Source organism: Bacillus sp. FSL R5-0447 (genome assembly GCF_038606125.1).
Lineage (GTDB): Bacteria > Bacillota > Bacilli > Bacillales > Bacillaceae > Bacillus > Bacillus velezensis.
Genome location: NZ_CP152012.1, coordinates 4,219,207 through 4,239,224 on the forward strand (window position 1 = coordinate 4,219,207; position 20,018 = coordinate 4,239,224).

A 20,018-nucleotide genomic window follows, 5' to 3' on the forward strand; every position below is an offset into this window, starting at 1 on the left:
TGCGGGTTTCTCAAAGATGACTTGGACACGAAAAGATTTAAAGCTCTATCTGTTTTTCTGACTGCTTATGCTTTTTTACATACAGATGATAGACGATAACGCACACCGCCATGAACGGGATGCCGCAATAAAGGGCGAGCCGCTGTTCTGAATCAAATGCGAGGCTGATCAGAACAACTGTGTTTAACGTCAGCCCGATAATAGGCAGCACCGGGTACAGCGGTGTTTTAAACTTCAGGTCTTCCACTTTGCCGCCTTCACGGATGTATTTCCGTCTGAACATCAGCTGTGACAGGGAAATCGTAATCCAGCCGACCTGCGCGCTTAGTCCGGCTAATGATAAGAGAAACATATAAACGGTTTCCGGCGCTGCCACTTTAGACAGCAGTGACAGGCAGGCGACGGCCAGCGTCACGATCAGAGCGTTCATCGGCACCCCGCGTTTATTTGTTTTGCCGAGTGATTTAAAGGCTTGTCCTTCGTTCGCCATGGCATATAGGATACGCGTCGATGCAAACAGGCCTGAGTTGGCCACTGAGAGCAGCGCAATTAAGATAACAAAGTTCATAATATCGGCGGCATATGGAATACCGATTTGTTCAAACACCACGACAAACGGGCTTTCGACTACTCCCGCCTGCTTCCACGGAATCATGCCGGCAATGACGATGATGGAGAGAACGAAAAAGACAAGCGTTCTCCACACCGTCTGCCGGATAGAGCGCGGAATCGTTTTCTCGGGATTTTCACTTTCTCCCGCGGCAACCCCGATCAGCTCCGTTCCCTGGAACGCGAAGTTTACGGTAATCATCGTAATAAGCATAGCCTTAATGCCGTTCGGAAACAATCCATCCTCATAAAAATGAGAGAAGAAAGGAGCCTGCTCGCCGTGTTTCATGTCAATCAGGCCGAACATGGCGGCGCCGCCCAAAATAATAAACAGCAGAATGACTAAAATTTTAATACCGGAAAACCAAAATTCCGACTCAGCGAACGCTTTTGTGGTAATGGCGTTCAAAAGAAACATCAGTCCGACAAAGACGAGGCACCACACCCATACGGGAACATGCGGAAACCAGCGGAGCATCAATTGTCCCGCAGATAAAAACTCAATGGCGCATGTCACCGCCCAGCCGAGCCAGTACAGCCAGCCGAATGCGAAACCGAAAGCGGGGCTGATGAATTTGGTTGCGTACGTCTGAAACGACCCTGATACGGGAAGGGCAACCGCAAGCTCGCCTAAGCAGAGCATTGTCAAAAACATTATAAAACCGCCGACCAGATAAGACAGAACCGCGCCCAGCGGTCCCGCCTGGTTAATTGTAAATCCGGTACTCAGGAAAAACCCGGTGCCGATCACTCCGCCCAAAGAAATCATAAACAAATGGCGTGATTTCATTGTGCGCTGAAGCTGATTCTCTTTTTGATTTGTATTCACTATTCTGCACCCCTTCAGCAACTTGTATTGGAACCAAGCCGGTGCTTTGAAACCGATTTGCTGTCCAAAGAGCCTCTATTTGTATATGAATGTTATATGAAATTCATTTTCGTACATAAAGATACATTATACTAAAATACTGTCGCCGCGCAAATAGAGTGTGCTGAATTTTTTATTTGTAAATTCCATACAAGCCGAGGGAAAGCATTGCCGCATCAAGGTTTTACGCGTTTTGAAGCACGTTTGTGATCTTTTGGATCGCCCAGTCCAAGTCTTCCTTGGAAATCATTAACGGCGGTGCAAAACGGATCACGGTATCATGTGTTTCTTTGCATAAAAGCCCTTCGCCTTTCAGCTTTTCACAGTACGGGCGGGCCGCTTCTGTCAGTTCAACGCCGATAAACAGGCCGCGTCCGCGCACGTCTTTTATGATCGGGTTATCGATTTTCTCAAGCTCTTCTTTAAAATAACGGCCAAGCTGAAGGGAACGCTCTGCCAGCCCTTCTTCCTCAAGGACTTCAAGAGATGCGAGCGATACCGCGCAAGCGAGCGGGTTTCCGCCGAATGTCGAGCCGTGGGAACCCGGGTTAAACACGCCGAGAATGTCACGGTTCGCCGCGATGCACGAAATCGGGAAGACGCCCCCGCCGAGCGCTTTGCCTAAGATGAACATATCCGGTACGATATTTTCCCAGTCAACCGCGAATGTTTTCCCTGTGCGGCCGAGTCCCGTCTGAATTTCATCAGCGATCAGAAGCACATTTTCTTCCTTACAAATGGCGGCCGCTTCTTGTAAAAATCCTTCCGGCGGAATGACGATGCCCGCTTCTCCCTGAATCGGTTCGAATAAGAAAGCGGCTGTGTTCGGCGTGATCGCCCTGCGCAGCGCTTCTGCGTCTCCGTATGGAATTAATTTTATACCCGGAAGCATAGGTCCGAAACCGCGTTTATACTCATCTTCTGAAGAAAGGGATACCGCAAGCATCGTTCTGCCGTGGAAGTTGCCGATACACGCAATGATTTCCGCCTGATTATCCGCTACTCCTTTGACCTCATATGCCCAGCGTCTCGCCGCTTTGACAGCGGATTCAACAGCTTCCGCCCCCGTATTCATCGGCAGAATCATATCTTTTCCGGTCAGCTTGGCTGTTTTCTCATAAAACGGACCGAGCTGATCATTATGGAACGCGCGTGACGTCAGAGTGATTTTATCCGCCTGATCCTTCAGCGCCTGAATGATCTTCGGATGTCTGTGCCCCTGGTTCACCGCAGAATAAGCACTCAGCATATCCATATATTGATTACCTTCAGGGTCTTTTACCCAAACACCCTGCGCTTCGGAAATAACAATCGGCAGAGGATGATAGTTGTTCGCGCCGTAATGTGAAGTTTGGCTGATAATTTCTTGAGATTTTGTGAAAGCTGACATAATCTGATTCCCCCTTGTTTTGTAATCATTCAACATTAGATCTTGCTTTCCCTTTTTATAAAGCAAGTTCCGTGCCAATCCGAAAAAACGGGATGTTTCGCCAGCATTCTTTCTTTTCCCGCAAAATTTTCCGGCAGTTTGCGTGCAAACTTCAGCCAAGCGCAAAATTTTTTTGCGTTTCCCGCTGACAAAATAGGAGCAATCCAATTAGATTGCTCCTACTCAACAGTTATTTATTCAATTGTCTCTGATATACAATGTAAGAATATAGTAAAGATAATATGATACAGCCGATTGCAGCCATGAAAATGACTGACACTCTATACACCGGCGGCAAAAAAGCTGCAAGCATCATGAGCATGCCCGCTAAGACAAAAAGTTTCGAACTGACCCTGTGTGTATCCTTCCAAACTCTTTCACTGCTCAGCGTCCAAGGTGTTCTTATCCCTAAAAAGAAATTAGGCTTAACGATCTGAATGAAGTTTCCAAACACCATGAAAATGACTCCCACTATAAAGTTTCCTAAATAAGATATAGGGAGATCATATCCCAGGCCGGTCAAGATGGTAATCAGATTAATGACAAACAGAACCGCAAACATTGTATTAAAGATAGCCATATATGGCCGGATAAACGTTTTGTAGTTATTTTTAGGATCAATCTTAGGGATGATAACCATTAAAATATATAGAATAATCATGATGCCAATAAGCATCATCATCGCATTAGCTTTCGTTTGGTAATCATTTGCACTTCCGTTTAATCCCCAGTGTGTCGCCAAATTGTCCGGTAAAGATGAATATGTGCAAACCCATGTGAAAACAGTTAAAACTATGATTCCTGCCGAAAAGAGATATTTTTTCATGATTCCCCGCCTTTCTTATTATCATGTTCTGAATCAGTCAGAGAAAAGAACCAGCCTATAAGATCCTGTAATACAGTGGTATTTAATGAATACATAATAAATTGGCCTTTCCTCTCATCGTGAACCAAATCAGTATTTTTCAATATGGTAAGGTGATGAGAAATACTGGGTTTTGACATGTCGAAGTGTTCCGCAATTTCTCCAGCCGTCATGTCTTGTTTCTTTAATAAATCCAAAATTCTTCTCCTTGTAGGATCGGCCAGTGCTTTAAAAGCTTTATTCAAAAACTTTCCCCCTCTCATACATACATGATTTAGATATTTAAGTATATATCTAAATATCAACCATTTCCCTAAAAAAGTCAATGGTTTTATTACCTCAATTTCCATTTACTTTTAAACATCGTCCAAGCGCAAAATTTTTTTGCGTTTCCCGTTCGATTTATTTTAAAATAATGAATGTTAAGACGATTGAGAGGGGGAATTGACCTGCACACAACCAGCGAATTTTACACACTCGTGTTACAAAGCATTCTGGAAGAGATTGATGTCGGGCTGCATGTGGTGGACGAAAAGGGCAGCACCGTCATTTACAATAAGAAAATGATGCAGATTGAAGATATGGATGAACGGGACGTCCTGCATAAAAACCTGACTGATGTATTTATGTTTTCCAATCAGCAGGACAGCACGCTCGTTCAGGCCCTTCAAGAAGGCAAAACGATTAAAAACGTGAAGCAAAGCTATTTCAATAACAAAGGCCAGGAAATCACGACGATCAACCACACCTTCCCGATTGTGCAAAACGGCGAGATCAAGGGAGCCGTGGAAATCGCCAAGGACGTCACCAAGCTCGAACGGCTGATCAGGGAGAACATGCACAGGAAAGAACAGAACAGCTACACGTTTGACAGTATTCTCGGCAACAGCCCGGTCATTCGGGAAGTCATCGAAAACGCGAAACGGGCAACCCGCACATCATCATCGGTGCTTTTGGCCGGCGAGACGGGAACGGGCAAGGAACTGTTCGCCCAAAGCATTCACAACGGCAGCCAGCGCTCAGGCGCCCCGTTCATCTCACAAAACTGCGCCGCCCTGCCGGATAGCCTGGTCGAAAGTATTTTATTCGGCACGAAAAAAGGCGCCTTTACCGGAGCCATCGACCAGCCCGGCTTATTTGAGCAGGCGCAGGGAGGCACCCTGCTCCTCGATGAGATCAACTCGCTCAATCTCAGCCTGCAGGCAAAACTGCTCCGCGCCCTTCAGGAAAAGAAAATCAGGCGCATCGGATCAGCGCAGGACAAACCGATTGACGTCCGCATCATCGCCACGATGAATGAAGACCCGATCACCGCCATTTCGGAAGAGCGGCTGCGCAAAGATTTATACTACCGCTTAAGCGTTGTCACACTGATCATTCCCCCGCTCCGGGAGCGCAAGGAGGACATTCTGCCTCTGGCCGAAGTCTTTATCCAGAAAAACAATCACCTGTTCCAAATGCATGTCGATTCGATCAGTGACGATGTGCAGCGATTCTTCTTGGAATATGACTGGCCGGGCAACATTCGCGAGCTTGAACATATGATTGAAGGCGCCATGAACTTTATGACGGATGAAACGACAATTACGGCGGCCCACCTGCCTTATCAATACCGCATGAAAATCAAACCGGCTGACACGGAAACCAAAGCCGCCGCAAGCACCCAGCCCGGCACCGATTTAAAAGACAAAATGGAAAACTTCGAAAAATACATGATCGAAAAGATCCTGAGAAAACACGGCAATAACATATCCAAAACGGCAAACGAGCTCGGAATCAGCAGACAGAGCCTGCAATACCGCCTGAAAAAATTCGGTCTGGACCGGATGAAATAAATCCATACAAAAAAAGGCTGAGTTGCTCCTCAGCCTTTCGTTTATATCTGATTGGCAAGCCGCTCTCCGGTAAACCAAAAGTTCTCACTCACTGCCAATGTATGTTCCGTATTCTCGACTTGATGCCACCAATGGCGCGGCGCGTAAATGATTTCTCCCGCCTTTTGTCTGAAGCGGATCGGAGAGGCCTTTTGCACCAGCGGTTTTTGCTCAATGTCTTTTTCATCAAAGACATTGATATTTCCTTCGTACAAATACGGAGAGTCGTCCGGATGATAGAAGATCCATTCCTTCTCCCCGAAAATGACGCCGTTCCACGCGTGCGTGTTGTTAAAATCCTGATGCAGCGGTGTGCCTGTCTGCTTAGAACCGAGAAAGAACCATTTCCAGTCCCGTCCCGTTTCTTCATCCGCTCTCAATGTGTCTTTTGTAAAATACTCGGGTGCGGAATAGACAAGGTCTAAGTCATTTTGGTTCAGCTGCGTAAAATTCCAGTCACAGTACCATTTGTCATCATTCTGATCAATGTACTCGATATAGTTGGAAAGCTTTACTTGTTTAAACGTTTTGACCCCTTCGATATCTGATTTCCGGATGGTGACCATTCTGTCTCCATAGTGTTCATCAATGTATTCAAGCGTCCACGGCCTGCATTCCCAGTGATCCATTGCCCCCGTCAAAATAAAAGGTTTCTTATCAGCATACTCGCTTACAAAAAGATCGTACGATAACTCATTGATTGTCAGTCTGTCAATGGTCATATCCATTCCCCTTTTATTCGGCAATCTGCCGTTTTTTTTGTTTGGCGTAACTGTATGGACCTGAAAAGATGGTGACGTTTTGATTCTCAAGCCAGAAAATCTTGTTGAACTTCTCCAGCAGGTTTCTGTCGTGAGAAACGCAGATGATGGTGCCTTGAAACTGCATCAGGCTGTTTTCGAGAATTTCCTGAGATTCAATATCCAAGTGGTTGGTCGGCTCATCCAGGATCAGGACATTCAGCTTTTTTTCCATTAAGATGGACAGCTTCAGCCTGATTCTCTCACCGCCCGACAGGACGGAAAGTTTTTTAAAGACCGACGACCCGTAAAATCCGTACTTGGCCAGCATATTCCGGGCCATGCCCTCTTCAGTCAGCAGATTTTCTTTAAAAAATTGCAGAATCGTCTGACTCGAATCTCCTACATGGCTCTTTTGATCAATGTAGCCTATCTTAAGATTTTCTCCCACTTTAATGGTGCCGTCCGACAGTTCTCTTTCCCCGATGATGCAGCGGATCAGCGTTGTTTTGCCGACGCCGTTTCTGCCGACGATGCCGATTCTGTCTTTATGCTTTATGCGCAGATTCACATTTTGATATAAAAGGGAAGATCCGTTGGTCACCTTTCCGTTTTCAATGAACACAATATCTTTTGAACCGGCGCCCGCTTCCTGAAATGCGTTTTTTAATTTTTGCTCCGTCCGGACCGGCTTATTGATCAGCTCGATCCTTTTCAGCGCCTTTTCCATATTATTCGCGCGTCTGTGCAGGCCGACAGACGGCGGATTTGAGCGGTTGGCCCATTCTCTCAGCTGGGCGATGGATTCCTTCATCTTCTGTATTTTTCTCTGCTGTTCTTCATATTTCTCAAACTGGGCGATGATGAATTCTTCCCGCTTTTTCAAGTATTCGCTGAATCCGTAAGGCCAAATCTTCACCTCGGTATCGTCAATCTCGAGCACCTTCATCGCCGTTTGGTCGGCAAACGTTTTATCGTGGGTCGTAAACAGAATGGTTTTGTTCGATTTTTTAATAAACCCTTCAAGCCACTCAATCGCATGGACATCCAAATGGTTGGTCGGCTCGTCCAGCAGTATAACGTCGTCGTTGCGGATTAAAATTTCGGCAAGGCCGGCTTTTGTTTTTTCGCCGCCGCTCAGCTTTGAAAACGGCTGATCCTTTAATTCGCTGAGGCTGAGCCCGTTGCATACCTCGTCAATCATCGCATGCATCTGGTAGCCGTTGTTCCGCTCAAATGTTTCCGTGTATTGACTGTACTTTTCCAATAAAGCAGTCAGCTCGTCATCACTCATCGGTTCCGAAAGCTTCAGCTCAATGGCCTTCATTTCCTTCTGGATCGCCGCGAGAGCTTCAAACGATTTTTCCAGATATTGATACAACGTCAGATCCTCATGGGGATCAGCGATCTGCTTCAGCAAACCGACCTTCGCCCCTTTGTTGATCGCAATCGTTCCTTCATCTGCCTCAAGCTCTCCGGAAAGCACCCTGAACAGCGTGCTTTTGCCGGAGCCGTTCGGCCCGGCCACAAGCACTTTTTCGCCTTCATTGATGAAAAAAGAAACTTGTTTGAAAATGGTATCTCCCGCTAAATTTACCGTAAGATTATGAATATTCAGCAACTCACATCATCCCTTTGTCATTCTGGTTCAAAGCTCGACTTTATTCTGGATGGCGACGCTCGCTTTCAGTTTGTAAAAGCTGAGCATCATAAACAGCGACAATAAGATGGATAATACCCCGATTGCGGTCAGCAGCAAAGCTGAATCAAAATAGTCCGTTAAGAATCCGATAAACGGAAAGGCAATGAACATGAAGAGCGAGGTCATCAAACTGATAATGGACAGCAGCGTGGCTCTCGTTCTGGACGGAATCTCATTATTCACCACCTGACTGGATACGGGTTCTATCACATCATAGAGCGCGTTAATGACGACAAAAGCTGCAATCGTCACGTACAGACTGTCCGAAGGTATAAACAGGTAGGCCGCCCCGATGATGCAGAATGTCAGCAGAAGCACGCGCCTCGGCGTGAATTTTTCCGCCGGCTTGGAAGAAAAGATGGAGCACAGCGCCTGCAAGATGGACAGTCCCGCAAAAATAATGGATATATTGCGCACGGACAGCCCTTCCTGACTTAACAGATCTTGTCCGTACATATAAAAAACCGATGTAATCGCAAAGAAAACGGAGAGTGACAGCACCAGATATTTAAAGGCTTTGTTCAGCCTGAAGAAATCTTTGACTTCTTTTAAGATGTCACCGACCGTCTGCGTTTCGTGTTCACTGTTTTCAAATTTGATTTCCGTCAGCTGTGTAATGACCGCCATTGCAATCAGCTGAGTGACAATCCCGGCGATAAACACATACGACCATGATATTTCCTGCAAGTAGCCGCCGATGCCCATGGCGATCGCAAGACCGAGTATGACAAGTCCGTTATAATTTCCGATGGATTTGCCGTACCATTTTTCTTTCCCTTGTTCTTTCAGTGAATCAAACAAAAAGGCATGATCCGTTCCTGATATAAACGTCAGCCCGATACCGTATATAATATGGGCGATGAAGAGGGCGATGAAGTTATGGAAGCTCAGGAACATCACCAAATAGACAATGACCATAAAATGGCCGAGCAAGAGCGATTTTTTTCTCCCGATTCTGTCCGAGATGACGCCGCTCGGCACTTCCGCCAGAAACATCGCCAAATTCAGGACCGATTGCAGGATGCCCACTAGAAACAATGAATAATTCATGCTTGTTAAATATAAAATCCAAATTCCCCGTTCGAAAAAGAAGTTTCCGAAAAAACCGGAGAAGTAAAGCAAATTTCGATTCCGCAAATGAATACCCCTTTCCAGCTATCTGCATTTAACATCATGAACAGAAAGGAGCCCGTCAGTCTTTACACTAAAACCCTCTATACATGGATCTTGCAGATACAGACTTTTCCCAAAACAAATTGGGCAATAATGAGTTGTATTCTCGAATAACCCAAAAAGTTCCTTCTTTTTTTCAGATCCTACGGCATCAATGATCGTTTTTTTCTTCCCTGGATCGCTGATGTCGCGGATGAAATATTTGATATAGCTCAGCTCATGCATGTAAGCCGGCAGGAACAAATGGAGCTCAATATCAAACCGGCTTTTATCCATATGGTAATAATCATTGAAATGACTGACGCGGGAGACGGACACGTCCGCTCCGGCCCGTCGAAACAAATCAGCCAGCCTTTCAATGATCTCTCCGTTGGGATAATAATCGGCATAAACGATTCGGATCGGTTCTTCTCTTGTCAAAAGGGGCGGATCTTTCTGCGGTGTCCTCCCGCTTTCCCATATACCGATCAGTGAATCAGTCGGTGTGATGATATGCCCCAAATCCCCGGCCAGCTTTTGTTTATCAAAATAATGCTGAATGAAAGTTCTCAGCATGTCGTCCTTTACCTTGAAGGTAAATAACATCGGCAAATGATTTTCTTTAAAATCAGCATACTGCCGATACCTCATGTTTGAATGATGAAATTGGGTGTGGCAGGTCACGTCCGTTTGATTCGCTTCGTACAGCCCGATGCTTTTTTCCAGATCATCATTCAAAATAAATTGGATGGTCTGAACCGTGCGGTGATCCGCGGGCGTCATTTTATATTGCGGATTCCGCTCAAATTCCAGCCCCTTCTCAAACGTGCGCTTGAATCGGTACGGGCCGTTTTCCGGCACATCGCCCCCGGCGGTCCCCGGAATCAGAAAGCTGCTCTGCAAAACGGCTTCTATTTCATCAGACGGCTCGTCCAAGGTGACTTCAAAGCGTTTTTCGCCTGTTACGTTCACCCCGAGCTGATCGGATGAGACGAGGCCTTTTACATACGGAACGGCCTGTTTTATGTTCAGGAAACTGCCAAGATGGGGGCTTTGATTTTCTTTCGTCAGATGATAGATGATCGTTTGAACCACACCCTCGGCGTCACCTAAATAGTCCGGGTGAATGTCCACCTGACAGGTGCGGGGATCTTTGCGGATGATCCGGCAGTTATAGCCGTCCTGCAGACTTTCATACATAATGCTGCACATCATCTTGCTTGTGTAATCCTGCGTATCTAATGGGTTCAAGCGTATCGGGCTTGTGTCGATTTCTATTTTCAGAGGGTCGCCCGGTTTTCTCGCCGTACGATGCATCGTCTTCATAAAGCGCTTTCCTTTTGAGAAAGTTTCGTTTCTGTAATATGAAGGCCGTCAAAGTCCAGGCCGATGCGGGTATTCAGGGATTTCGGGCTTCCGCCTGCAAGGTATGTGATAATGTCATGAGACATAAACGAGGATATAATACCGTTTGTCGCTCCTAAGGAACCTTTGATCGGTTCATCGGGGTAACAGTTCAGAAGTCCGGCCGGCAAGTTTTTTTCATAGGTGACGCCGGATTGATAGGATACAGGCGTGAGCAGAGGCCCCCATTGGCCGCTGAAGCTGCCGACACCCCCGGTCATAAATGCAATATTCCGCTCCTTACAATACCGGTAAACCCATTCAGAAATGTTATGGGGTTTGTCAGCAGCATTTATGACGATATCAATTTCGTACGGATCTAACACACGCAGGTCCTGCGGCTGTGTAATTTCCTGATGGTAAAGTGCTGCGTCCGCATGGGGATTGATACCCGCAATATAATCTTTGCATTCTGAGATCTTTAATTTGCCTACAGAAGATTGATTATAGACGAATTGTCTGTTCAGGTTATGTACTGATACGGCATCGAAATCAATGAGAATAAAATGCTGCATGCCCGCCGCCAAAAGATTTTGAAGAATGATCGTTCCGACGCCCCCCAGACCCACGATCGCTGCCCTGCTGCCGTCTAATCTCTTTTGGATCAGATTGGGGTTTTGGTTGTATTTCTCAAAATGGTACAGCTGCTTTTCAGTGATGCGGCCTTCACGGCCGTTTTGCCATGGCTCTATTAAAGCATCCAATTTCATTAATGCATCGAAAAAATGGTTTCCCGCTTCCTCTCCCAGAAGATCAGAAAGCTCTTGTTTTTCACAGCCGATGATCAGCCGTTCAACCGCCTCTTTGATCTCACTCGTATGCGCAAGCTTAATCGCCTTTCGATTTTGAATGATAATATGCGCCGTGTAGGTCAGCACCTGCACGCTGTCTTTAAACTTCCAGCGCTTACAGTCCGTTGACATCATGACATACCCCCTGAAAGATAATAACTCCCCAATGAGGGGAGTCACGGCTTTACTAGCAGCGATGCACCAAGCTTGCTGTTTCTGTATCAAGATCAAGTTCTTCAATCTTCATCAGTACACACCCCCTTTACCAATAACTAGATATTATCACCAATATTGGAAAAGGACAAGTTATTTTTTGAAAATTTAGAATTTACATATAAATTGTGATATTTCTTCCTGCTTCCCGGTTTATCCCGGCAGCCGGATGATGAACACGGAGCCTTTTCCCTGCTCACTTTTCACTTCAATTGTTCCGTTGTGACTGTCGATAATGGTTTTTGTAATGGCAAGACCCAGCCCCGCGCCGCCGGATTGACGGGATCGGGAGGTTTCCGCCCTGTAAAACCGGTCAAACAAATGAGGCACATGCTCCGGAGCGATTCCCGTTCCGTTATCCGCAATCATAAGCATGATTCCTCCGTCTTTCTGCAGGGAGACGGTGATGACACCCGTGTCTTCATCCGTATGCTGCACCGCATTGTAAAAGAGGTTGAGAATGGCCTGCTTCATTTTGTCTTTGTCAAAAACGGCTTCTATCTTTTGATCGACAAAGAACTCGAGCTTCCGGTTTCTCGCGAGCAGCTTCAGCTGAGCCTCCATTTCCAAAATGACGTCTCCCAATGCGCCTTTTTTCATTTCAAAGCTCGGCACCCGGTCAATCTTCGCGAGAAACAAAAGATCCTCTATCAGCTTATTCGCCCTGGCGGATTCCGCGTACATGCTTTGAAGCGCTTTTTCTTTCTGCTCCGGCTTCTCCGCCGCTCCTCGCATTAACATTTCGATACAGCCGTGAATGGAGGTAAGCGGCGTTCTCAGCTCATGCGATGCGTCTGATACAAACTGCCGGATTCGTTCCTTCTCTTCTTTTTCCGCCTGAAAAGAGGTTTCAATCCGTTCCAGCATCTGATTGATGGAGATGCCCAGCGACTCAATTTCTGCCTGCCTTTTATCAATCGGCAGCCGCTTATCGAGACTGCCGGCATGAATGTCACCCATCAAACGCACAATGCGGGACAGCGGCTTGAGTGTGAGCCGGATCACCGGCAAAAAAACAAACAGGCCGATGACCAAAGCGGCAAAGGAAAGCACCGCGAAAATGCTGATCTGGCGGAAAAGCGAATCATTCAGAGGCTGGGTCAGCGTGCTCATCTGCACAACTCCCGCCTGCCTTCCGTCAACGGAAATCGCCTGAAACACGACGATGATTTCCTCACCCGCCTTATTGTGAGCCACCTGATAGTGAAGCGCCATTGTATCTGTCAGCGCATCCCGGTACACTTTTTTCGGGAAAGAAGGAGCGGCCCCCGCGTTCGGGTCTTCTGATAAAACAGACATCTTGTATGATTGATTGATAAAAGCAACCGTCACACCGGGGTAAATCAAATTCGGATGAGCCGGTGTTTCGGAACGGGCAAGGGTTTTGATTGACCTCCATACGCTTTGATCCATTGAATTGATATCACTCTGAATGCTGATCGCCTGATTTTCATACATCGTCCGTGTCATAAACATGTACTGAGTGCCGCCGATGAAACATAACAGCAAAGCCAAAATCGCCAGTGACCTGAACAGGAGCTGGAATCGCAGGGTTCTGTACAGCCGTTTCATGCCAGATCCACCCTGTACCCGGCGCCCCGAACCGTGCGAATCACCTTGTGTTCTTTGTCCTTCAGCTTTTCGCGCAAAGAACGGGTGTACACCTCGACGATATTGTCTTCCCCGAGGACCGTTCCGTAATGAAGCCCCATCGTTAAAGAATCAATGAGTGCAGACTCGCCGTCTGCACTCAGCTTGATGCCTTTCAACTTTTCCATGATGCAGTCTCTCCTTAGATGTATCAGCCTGTGTTTATTTTTTTCGCTTCCCCTTCTATTATTCGCTTTTATCTGAAACAAAACGGAATCTAAGCTGAATTGGTGAAAGGAAACGCTGAAAACGGAGCCATCTGCAAATAAAAATCATTATCTACGCTTCAATTCAGCAGCACCAGTTCTAGGTTCACGTCTCCTTTTTCTACATATACCCATTTTTAACTGAACGTGTTGTGACCCACGTTCAGTTCTTTTTTTATGGCTTCTGAAAAAAGGCATAAAAAAGCGCCCCGAAAAAGGACGTTTGATATGACATGTTTCATTTTCTTAAATTCTGCATTCTAAAATAATTCTTCCTTCACATTCACCTTCAATTTCATTCAATACGATGACCACATCAGCCGTTTTCATGTGTTTCACCTCCCTGTTTCATAATAGTATAATATTAACAAATAAATCAATAAAAAACAGCCCGGAAATCCGGGCTGTTTTTTTATTTCTGTAATCGATCCGCTTCTGTCAGTTTAACTTCCGCTGTTTTTTTCTTTCCCGAACGGTAAAACGTGATGTTCACACGGTCGCCGATCTTTTTGCGATACAGGCGCTCACGGAGATCCACAACGTCATTGACCTTATGTCCGTCGAACCCGGTAATCACGTCGAGCTTTTTCAAACCCGCTTTTCCGGCCGGTGAAAACGCGTCGACACCCATAATGACCGCCCCGGTTTTAACGCCTTTCGGAAGTTTCAGCGTTTGGCTCCAATGGTAGCTCGCAATATCCGTTAAGGATTTCATCTCAATACCGAGGAAAGGCCGTCTGACTTCTCCGTATTTTTCTAAATCCTGAATAACGGGAATGACAAGCTTTGACGGGATGGACAGGCCGATGCCTTCAACGGCGGATTCAGCGATCTTCATTGAATTGATGCCGACCACCTTGCCCGATATATTCATCAAAGCGCCTCCGCTGTTGCCGGGATTAATCGCGGCGTCGGTCTGCAGCACTTCCGCATTCCAATCCGGCTGTCCGTCGCCGTTTGAGTCAACGGGCACTGCCCTTTCCGTGCCTGAAATGATCCCCTGTGTCACTGATCCCGCAAATTCAAGCCCGAGCGGATTTCCGATCGCAATGACCGGTTCTCCGACTTTGACTTGATCAGAATTGCCGAACTGGGCGGCCGATTTGATTTTATCAGACTTCACCTTCAGCACGGCGAGATCCATCAGACGGTCGCTCCCGATCAGCTCAGCAGGCACGCGTGAGCCATCCTTCAGGCTGATCTCAATTTCAGTCGCACCTGCAATGACATGGTGATTGGTTACGATATAAGAAGTGTTTCCGTTCTTTTTGTAAATGACGCCCGACCCGCTTCCCGCTTCGCCGCCCTCTCCCCAAATATCGGTCTTTTGGATATTGAGAACACCGACTACCGAATCTGATACACGGCTGACCATATTCGTGACAGCATCGTTGACATTTACGTTGACTGTTTTCACCTGTTCGCTGCCGAGACGCTGGCTGGTGCTTTTTCTGCTTTCTCCATGGTCTCCGCCTGTCCAGTACGGCAGCAGGAAAGCCATGAGCGCGGCCCCGACGATGACGCCGATCAGACTTGATAGAAAGTACCCTCTCTTGCTGCGGCGGGGCTGTTCGGAGGCGTACTGTTCATCATCGCGATTATAATCCACCCTATCTCAAATCCTTTCAAGAGTACTCGATTTGCTTATAGTGTGGGTCAGATCGCGGATTAATAATCATGATTCATTTGGAAAAATTACACGGCGCACAGCGGCGTCGGGATTTTCGGATCGGTATCAAATAACTGAAACGTTTCCCCGGCGACAAATCCTTTCGCAGCCAATGTCTGCTGCACGGACATTCTCGCCAGTTCCTTCATATTGTTGTCCTGGCTCAGATGCGCCAAATAGATGCGCGATGTGCCGTCGCCGATGACATCAGTCATGGCGAGCGCCGCGTCTTCATTCGAGACGTGGCCGACATCGCTTAAAATCCGCCGCTTAATGCTCCAAGGGTATCTGCCCATTTGCAGCATGCCGACATCATGATTGCTTTCAAACACAAACACATTGGCCGAACGGATAATGCCTTTCATTCTGTCGCTCACATACCCGGTGTCCGTCATCAGCGCGAGCTTTCTGCCTTGGTAGTGGAAAACATAAAACATCGGCTCGGCCGCGTCATGAGAGACGCCGAATGACTCAACATCAAGCCCGCCGAAGGATTTCACGCTTTCCATCGGGAACAAAAACTTTTGTCCGGTATCCAGCTTGCCGATCTGATTCTCCATCGCTTTCCACGTCTTTTCATTCGCGTAGACGGGAAGACCGTACTTTCTCGCAATGACGCCGAGCCCTTTAATATGGTCGCTGTGCTCGTGAGTGACAAAGATGCCGTCGACGTCGTCTATCTTGCGGCCGATTCTCTCCATCAGCCCGTCCATCGCTTTACCGCTCAGGCCGGCATCCACCAGAAAAGAGTGCTCCTCTGTCTCCAGATAAAACGCGTTTCCGGTACTCCCGCTCGCAAGCACGCTAAATTGCAAGCCCATTGTGTCTCACTCCATTATTTATTTTGATTGTTATCAATGACTGTGCTTTCCAATGCGTTCACAGTGTACGTTTGCAGTGTCTTTTTCTTCGTCCCTTTTGACTTATCTTCAATTGTAATTCTCCATACCGGCGCCAGCACCTGCGTACTTGTCAGCGGATATTGGGCAATATAGCCGAACTTAACGCTTTTAACGGCGCAATTTGCTTTTAAGTAATTTTGAGAATACAATAATTCGACCGCATCAAGCTCAGGAATCAGGCTCTCCGTCTGGATTCGCTTGAATGACTCCAGCATGGTCTGCTCGTAAGATACGACCTCGTTTTTATCGTTCAGATGCAGAATCACCTGTCCGATCGCATCCGTGGACGAGTCAAAATCCTGATAAATAAACTGGCCGTCATACATCTGGTAAAAAATGATCTGTTTTTTATCCTTGTCGACTTTCCACAGTTTATATTTTTCGCCGCCGGTTACTTTAGAGCTGACGAGCGATTCCGCATCCTCCTGCGTTTTTTGCTTCGATAAACCGACCGGATCGGTAAATTTCATTTTCAGCGTCGTAACCTTGTGATCATCCGCCGGCATCTCCATTAAAGGCTTTTGATCTTTCAAAGCATCAATATCTTCAGCGGTAAATACCTTTTGGCCCGCCGTCAGCCGGTAGCCCGTCGCGGAATCAGAAGACAGGTTGCCGAATGTGATATGATCCATCTCCATGTCTTTTTCCACGTTTGAATTTTTAATCACTTCGTATTCACTGCTCGAGCGTTTTTCAAAAAACTGATAGCCGAGAAAAATATCGAGGATGAGGAAGGCAATGATGAAGATCGTTTTTGTCTTATTCCACTCCATTATCGTCCTCCTCCTTCCCCAGCAGATCTTTCGTAATCGGGACGATCTTCCCGTTGATTTTCATACTCCAGACGGGTTCCAGTTCAACGAGATCATTCGTTGATGAAGAAACCATTTGATAGGACAGGAAGATCTGGTCGATTTTATTCACGTCGTATTTATCCTGCTGCTCCAGCAGAGACACAACCTCATTGCCGTTCATCATTTTTACGTCTTTTGTTTTAATCGGATTCGGTCCGAGAACATAGTTCGGCCGCTTGTAGCTGAGAACCTCGTCATTGGCCCATTGCAGGGTCAAAACAGGTCCGGATCCGAAAGGCTTAGACGTGCTGTTGATGACAGGCATTTGGTCTTTAAACATGTAGAAACTCAGCTGCTGGTTATCACTCACATTGAAAAATTGATAATGATCCGTCCAGCTTCCCGTATCCTCTAAATATTTATAACTTTTCTTAATCAGCTCGCCTGTTTGATAAGAAGCGCTTTGTGCCAGGTTCCGATGCTGGAATTGAATCTGCCGCTGTGTCGAATTGATTTCCAGACGGCTGATTCCGTCAGTCAGCACATTCCGATTGTAATTCGGGTCTTCTCTGACCGTGCTCGGATCATTAAAAAGCGTCTGCTTAAACAGGTTCGTCTTAATGGTTTCAGTGATAAATTCTTTTTCCTTCATATTAAATCGCGCATTCGGCATGAGAAATTCTTTGCTTTTTCCGACCGAATAGAGGTGGTATAACGGCATACTCGACTTTTTGCTGTACAGCTCATTCATCAGATTGCGGTAATTCGCCGATTCCACAGTCACTTCCAAAATCAGCTGCTTGCTGTATGAGACCATGTAAATCTTCTTATTCGTCTTATTCTCATTAAACGGAATGACAATATGGTCAAATGAGCTGTATTCCATTGACGGATTCGACCATTTAAACATCGTTTGGAAGAAATCAATCGGAATGGTGTCATTGAATTGCAGATCGAGCTTTGCCGAATTGCCGTTTCTGCCGTAAAGCCAATTTTTAAAACCGAGCTTGTCGTATTGATCGGAAATATCCTTCATCCCTTTTACTTCCCATTGCGGCAAATCCGCCCACAGGTCATTAAAGAGCGTCTCATCATTCACTTTGTAATGAGAGCCGTTTGTATGAATAAACATATCCCGGGGTTTTACCGTTTGCGACACTTTTTGGCTCGTTTTGTCAATTTTATGCTTTTCCCGGACAGTCGATTTGGTTGAGGCCGTGCCTTCTGAAAAATTGGGCTGGAATGTCCAAATTCCCCATGTTAAAACAAGACTAATGACGACCAGCACTGACAGTATGACTGTTTTTATATTTTCACGCCTCATCCCAATCATCCTCTTGCTCTTCTTTATATGGAAGAGTAAATGTAATCTTCGTTCCTTTGCCTTCTACACTGTCGGCCCAAATGTCTCCGCCGTGCGCCTGAACCATCTCTTTTGCAATCGCAAGGCCGAGCCCGGTGCCGCCGAGTTTTCTCGTGCGCGCTTTATCCACTCTGTAGAAACGGTCAAAGACTTTTTCCACATCTTTTTTCGGAATGCCGATACCTTCATCTTTTACGCTGATATAAAGCAGCTCTTCTTTCTCATTCACATCGACTGAGAAAGTGACATGTCCGCCTTCCGGTGAGTATTTCAGTGCGTTAGAAATGATATTATCGAGAACCTGCGTCACTTTATCCTGATCAATCTCCACGTACAGATTTCTGTCCGGAAGCTCGCGGATAAATTCGACATGCTGTTCTTTCGTCATTTCAAAACGATCGATAATCAGTGACATAAAGCGGATCATATGAATCCACTCCCGATTAAACTGATAATCTTTGCTGTCGAATTTAGAAAGCTGAAGCAGGTCGTTCACCAATCTGATCATGCGCTCAGTCTCATTTTGGGTCACCATTAAGAAACGCGGAGCGATATCTTTGTTTTCCCACGCGCCTTCTGCAAGCGCCTCTAAATAGCTTCGCATGGTCGTCAGCGGTGTCCGCAGCTCATGAGACACGTTGGCAACGAACTCTCTGCGCTCCCGATCGAGTTTTTCCTGTTCGGTGACATCATAAAGAACCGCGATTAAACCGTCGATTTTTCCGTGCTCTCTCTGAATAACGGAAAAATTCACCCGCAGTACAGTCGTTTCATCGTCACGTTCGATCTCCAGCAGCATTGAATCCTGCTGTTCTACTAAATCCTCAAATGTAAAGTTCTCTTTTATGCCCAATAAAGACGTAATCGGCATCTCTAAAGCCGTTTCACGTGAAACATTCAGCAGCTCAAGCGCAGGGCTGTTTAAAAGAATAATAGCCCCGTTGCGATTCGTTGCGATGACACCGTCCGTCATATACGCGATAACGGAAGAAAGCTTTCTTCTCTCCCCTTCCGTCATGGCTTGGGCATCTTCAAGTTCTCTCGTCAGATGGTTGAATGTCGTTGCGAGCTGACCGATTTCATCATGCCCGTATTTCCGCACCTTTCTGGAGAAATTCCCTTTTGCCAGTTCCATCGCCTGCTTACGCATATCTGACAGCGGATGGGTAATGGTGCGGGCGAGAAAAATACCGAGAAGAGCCGTCAGAACAAGGGCTAAGCCTGTTCCTGAAGCAAGAATCGAGTTGACGGTTTTCATCTGGTTAAAGGTATCTTCCATACTGGCCACGACATAAATCGCGCCGACAACTTCCTGATTCTCTGTGACGACAGGTTTTGCTGAAATCAGCACTCTGTTTTTGCTTTTAGGATCATAATATTTTTTTGAATAGGCCTGTTTTGTTGAGAAAATCCGTTTAAAAATCGGGTCAGTCGTCTGTTTTCCCGCTATTTCCTCGCCATAAGGCCTCGAAGAACCGACGACCTCATAGCTTTTATCAACAAATGTAATCTCCCGTATTTCATTATTTTTCGTAAAATCATTCAAAATCCGTTTGACATCATCTTTAATGACGGTGCTGTCATTGTCTCCTTTATATTCCTGCTCAATATAATAGGAAAGATTGTCAATCCGCTGATTTAAGGATAATTCATAGGACTTGAGAAGAGAATTCTCCACCTGTTTCACAAAGTACACGCCGATAATCTGCATGGCGATGATAATGAGAAGCACATAGATCAGCGTGATCTTAAACTGAATCGACCGAAAAAAACCAACCTTATTCATC

At 46.3% G+C, this 20,018-nt stretch carries 17 protein-coding genes; 1 reads left to right on the top strand and 16 read right to left on the bottom strand.

The window, feature by feature from the left end; translation table 11 throughout:
- Window positions 1–37: 37 nt before the first annotated feature.
- From NYE68_RS21210 to NYE68_RS21225, 4 genes are all read right to left on the bottom strand, one after another.
- Window positions 38–1,438 (bottom strand): amino acid permease, encoded by a 1,401-nt coding sequence (locus tag NYE68_RS21210; protein ID WP_015418603.1) that lies wholly within the window; start codon window positions 1,436–1,438, stop codon window positions 38–40.
- A 223-nt stretch (window positions 1,439–1,661) separates the two neighbouring features.
- Window positions 1,662–2,867: an ornithine--oxo-acid transaminase gene (locus NYE68_RS21215; RefSeq protein WP_004393130.1), complete on the bottom strand. Its 1,206-nt coding sequence runs from the start codon at window positions 2,865–2,867 to the stop codon at window positions 1,662–1,664.
- Window positions 2,868–3,096: 229 nt separating this feature from the next.
- Window positions 3,097–3,732, bottom strand: a complete 636-nt coding sequence (locus NYE68_RS21220; protein WP_015418604.1) for an SdpI family protein — start codon at window positions 3,730–3,732, stop codon at window positions 3,097–3,099.
- Complete coding sequence (locus NYE68_RS21225; RefSeq protein WP_015240946.1) at window positions 3,729–4,016, bottom strand: autorepressor SdpR family transcription factor; 288 nt, start codon at window positions 4,014–4,016, stop codon at window positions 3,729–3,731. Before NYE68_RS21225 ends, NYE68_RS21220 begins: the two co-directional genes overlap by 4 nt.
- 204 nt (window positions 4,017–4,220) lie before the next feature.
- Between NYE68_RS21225 and NYE68_RS21230 the strand changes: the two genes are divergently transcribed.
- On the top strand, window positions 4,221–5,606 hold the full coding sequence (locus tag NYE68_RS21230) for a sigma-54-dependent Fis family transcriptional regulator (RefSeq protein ID WP_033574425.1): 1,386 nt from the start codon (window positions 4,221–4,223) through the stop codon (window positions 5,604–5,606).
- Between the two features lie 41 nt (window positions 5,607–5,647).
- On the opposite strand, the gene NYE68_RS21235 is transcribed toward NYE68_RS21230, so the two are convergent.
- The 12 genes from NYE68_RS21235 to walK all read right to left on the bottom strand — a co-directional run bounded on the left by NYE68_RS21235 (window position 5,648) and on the right by walK (window position 20,017).
- The gene (locus NYE68_RS21235; protein WP_007407887.1) at window positions 5,648–6,367 is read right to left on the bottom strand and encodes a cupin-like domain-containing protein; all 720 of its coding nucleotides are present in this window, start codon (window positions 6,365–6,367) and stop codon (window positions 5,648–5,650) included.
- A gap of 13 nt (window positions 6,368–6,380) precedes the next feature.
- Window positions 6,381–8,006: an ABC-F family ATP-binding cassette domain-containing protein gene (locus NYE68_RS21240; protein WP_031379192.1), complete on the bottom strand. Its 1,626-nt coding sequence runs from the start codon at window positions 8,004–8,006 to the stop codon at window positions 6,381–6,383.
- Between the two features lie 27 nt (window positions 8,007–8,033).
- Window positions 8,034–9,224: an MFS transporter gene (locus NYE68_RS21245; protein WP_015418607.1), complete on the bottom strand. Its 1,191-nt coding sequence runs from the start codon at window positions 9,222–9,224 to the stop codon at window positions 8,034–8,036.
- Between the two features lie 18 nt (window positions 9,225–9,242).
- Window positions 9,243–10,565 carry an ABC transporter substrate-binding protein gene (locus NYE68_RS21250; protein WP_007407889.1) on the bottom strand — a complete coding sequence of 441 codons (1,323 nt, stop codon included), beginning with the start codon at window positions 10,563–10,565 and terminating at the stop codon, window positions 9,243–9,245.
- The gene (locus tag NYE68_RS21255; RefSeq protein ID WP_324636196.1) at window positions 10,562–11,569 is read right to left on the bottom strand and encodes a ThiF family adenylyltransferase; all 1,008 of its coding nucleotides are present in this window, start codon (window positions 11,567–11,569) and stop codon (window positions 10,562–10,564) included. Before NYE68_RS21255 ends, NYE68_RS21250 begins: the two co-directional genes overlap by 4 nt.
- 231 nt (window positions 11,570–11,800) lie before the next feature.
- On the bottom strand, window positions 11,801–13,219 hold the full coding sequence (locus tag NYE68_RS21260) for an ATP-binding protein (RefSeq protein ID WP_324636195.1): 1,419 nt from the start codon (window positions 13,217–13,219) through the stop codon (window positions 11,801–11,803).
- Window positions 13,216–13,425, bottom strand: coding sequence for a winged helix-turn-helix domain-containing protein (locus tag NYE68_RS21265; protein ID WP_015418611.1), 210 nt, complete (start codon window positions 13,423–13,425; stop codon window positions 13,216–13,218). The genes NYE68_RS21260 and NYE68_RS21265 overlap by 4 nt, the downstream gene beginning before the upstream one ends.
- A gap of 490 nt (window positions 13,426–13,915) precedes the next feature.
- Window positions 13,916–15,112, bottom strand: a complete 1,197-nt coding sequence (locus NYE68_RS21270) for a S1C family serine protease (RefSeq protein ID WP_021494631.1) — start codon at window positions 15,110–15,112, stop codon at window positions 13,916–13,918.
- An 86-nt stretch (window positions 15,113–15,198) separates the two neighbouring features.
- Window positions 15,199–15,993, bottom strand: a complete 795-nt coding sequence (locus NYE68_RS21275) for an MBL fold metallo-hydrolase (RefSeq protein ID WP_004393110.1) — start codon at window positions 15,991–15,993, stop codon at window positions 15,199–15,201.
- 14 nt (window positions 15,994–16,007) lie between these two features.
- Window positions 16,008–16,847 carry a two-component system regulatory protein YycI gene (gene yycI / locus NYE68_RS21280; RefSeq protein ID WP_014419340.1) on the bottom strand — a complete coding sequence of 280 codons (840 nt, stop codon included), beginning with the start codon at window positions 16,845–16,847 and terminating at the stop codon, window positions 16,008–16,010.
- Complete coding sequence (gene yycH, locus NYE68_RS21285; RefSeq protein ID WP_014419341.1) at window positions 16,834–18,192, bottom strand: two-component system activity regulator YycH; 1,359 nt, start codon at window positions 18,190–18,192, stop codon at window positions 16,834–16,836. The genes yycI and yycH overlap by 14 nt, the downstream gene beginning before the upstream one ends.
- Window positions 18,182–20,017, bottom strand: a complete 1,836-nt coding sequence (gene walK / locus NYE68_RS21290) for a cell wall metabolism sensor histidine kinase WalK (RefSeq protein WP_004393106.1) — start codon at window positions 20,015–20,017, stop codon at window positions 18,182–18,184. Before walK ends, yycH begins: the two co-directional genes overlap by 11 nt.
- Window position 20,018: the final 1 nt, after the last annotated feature.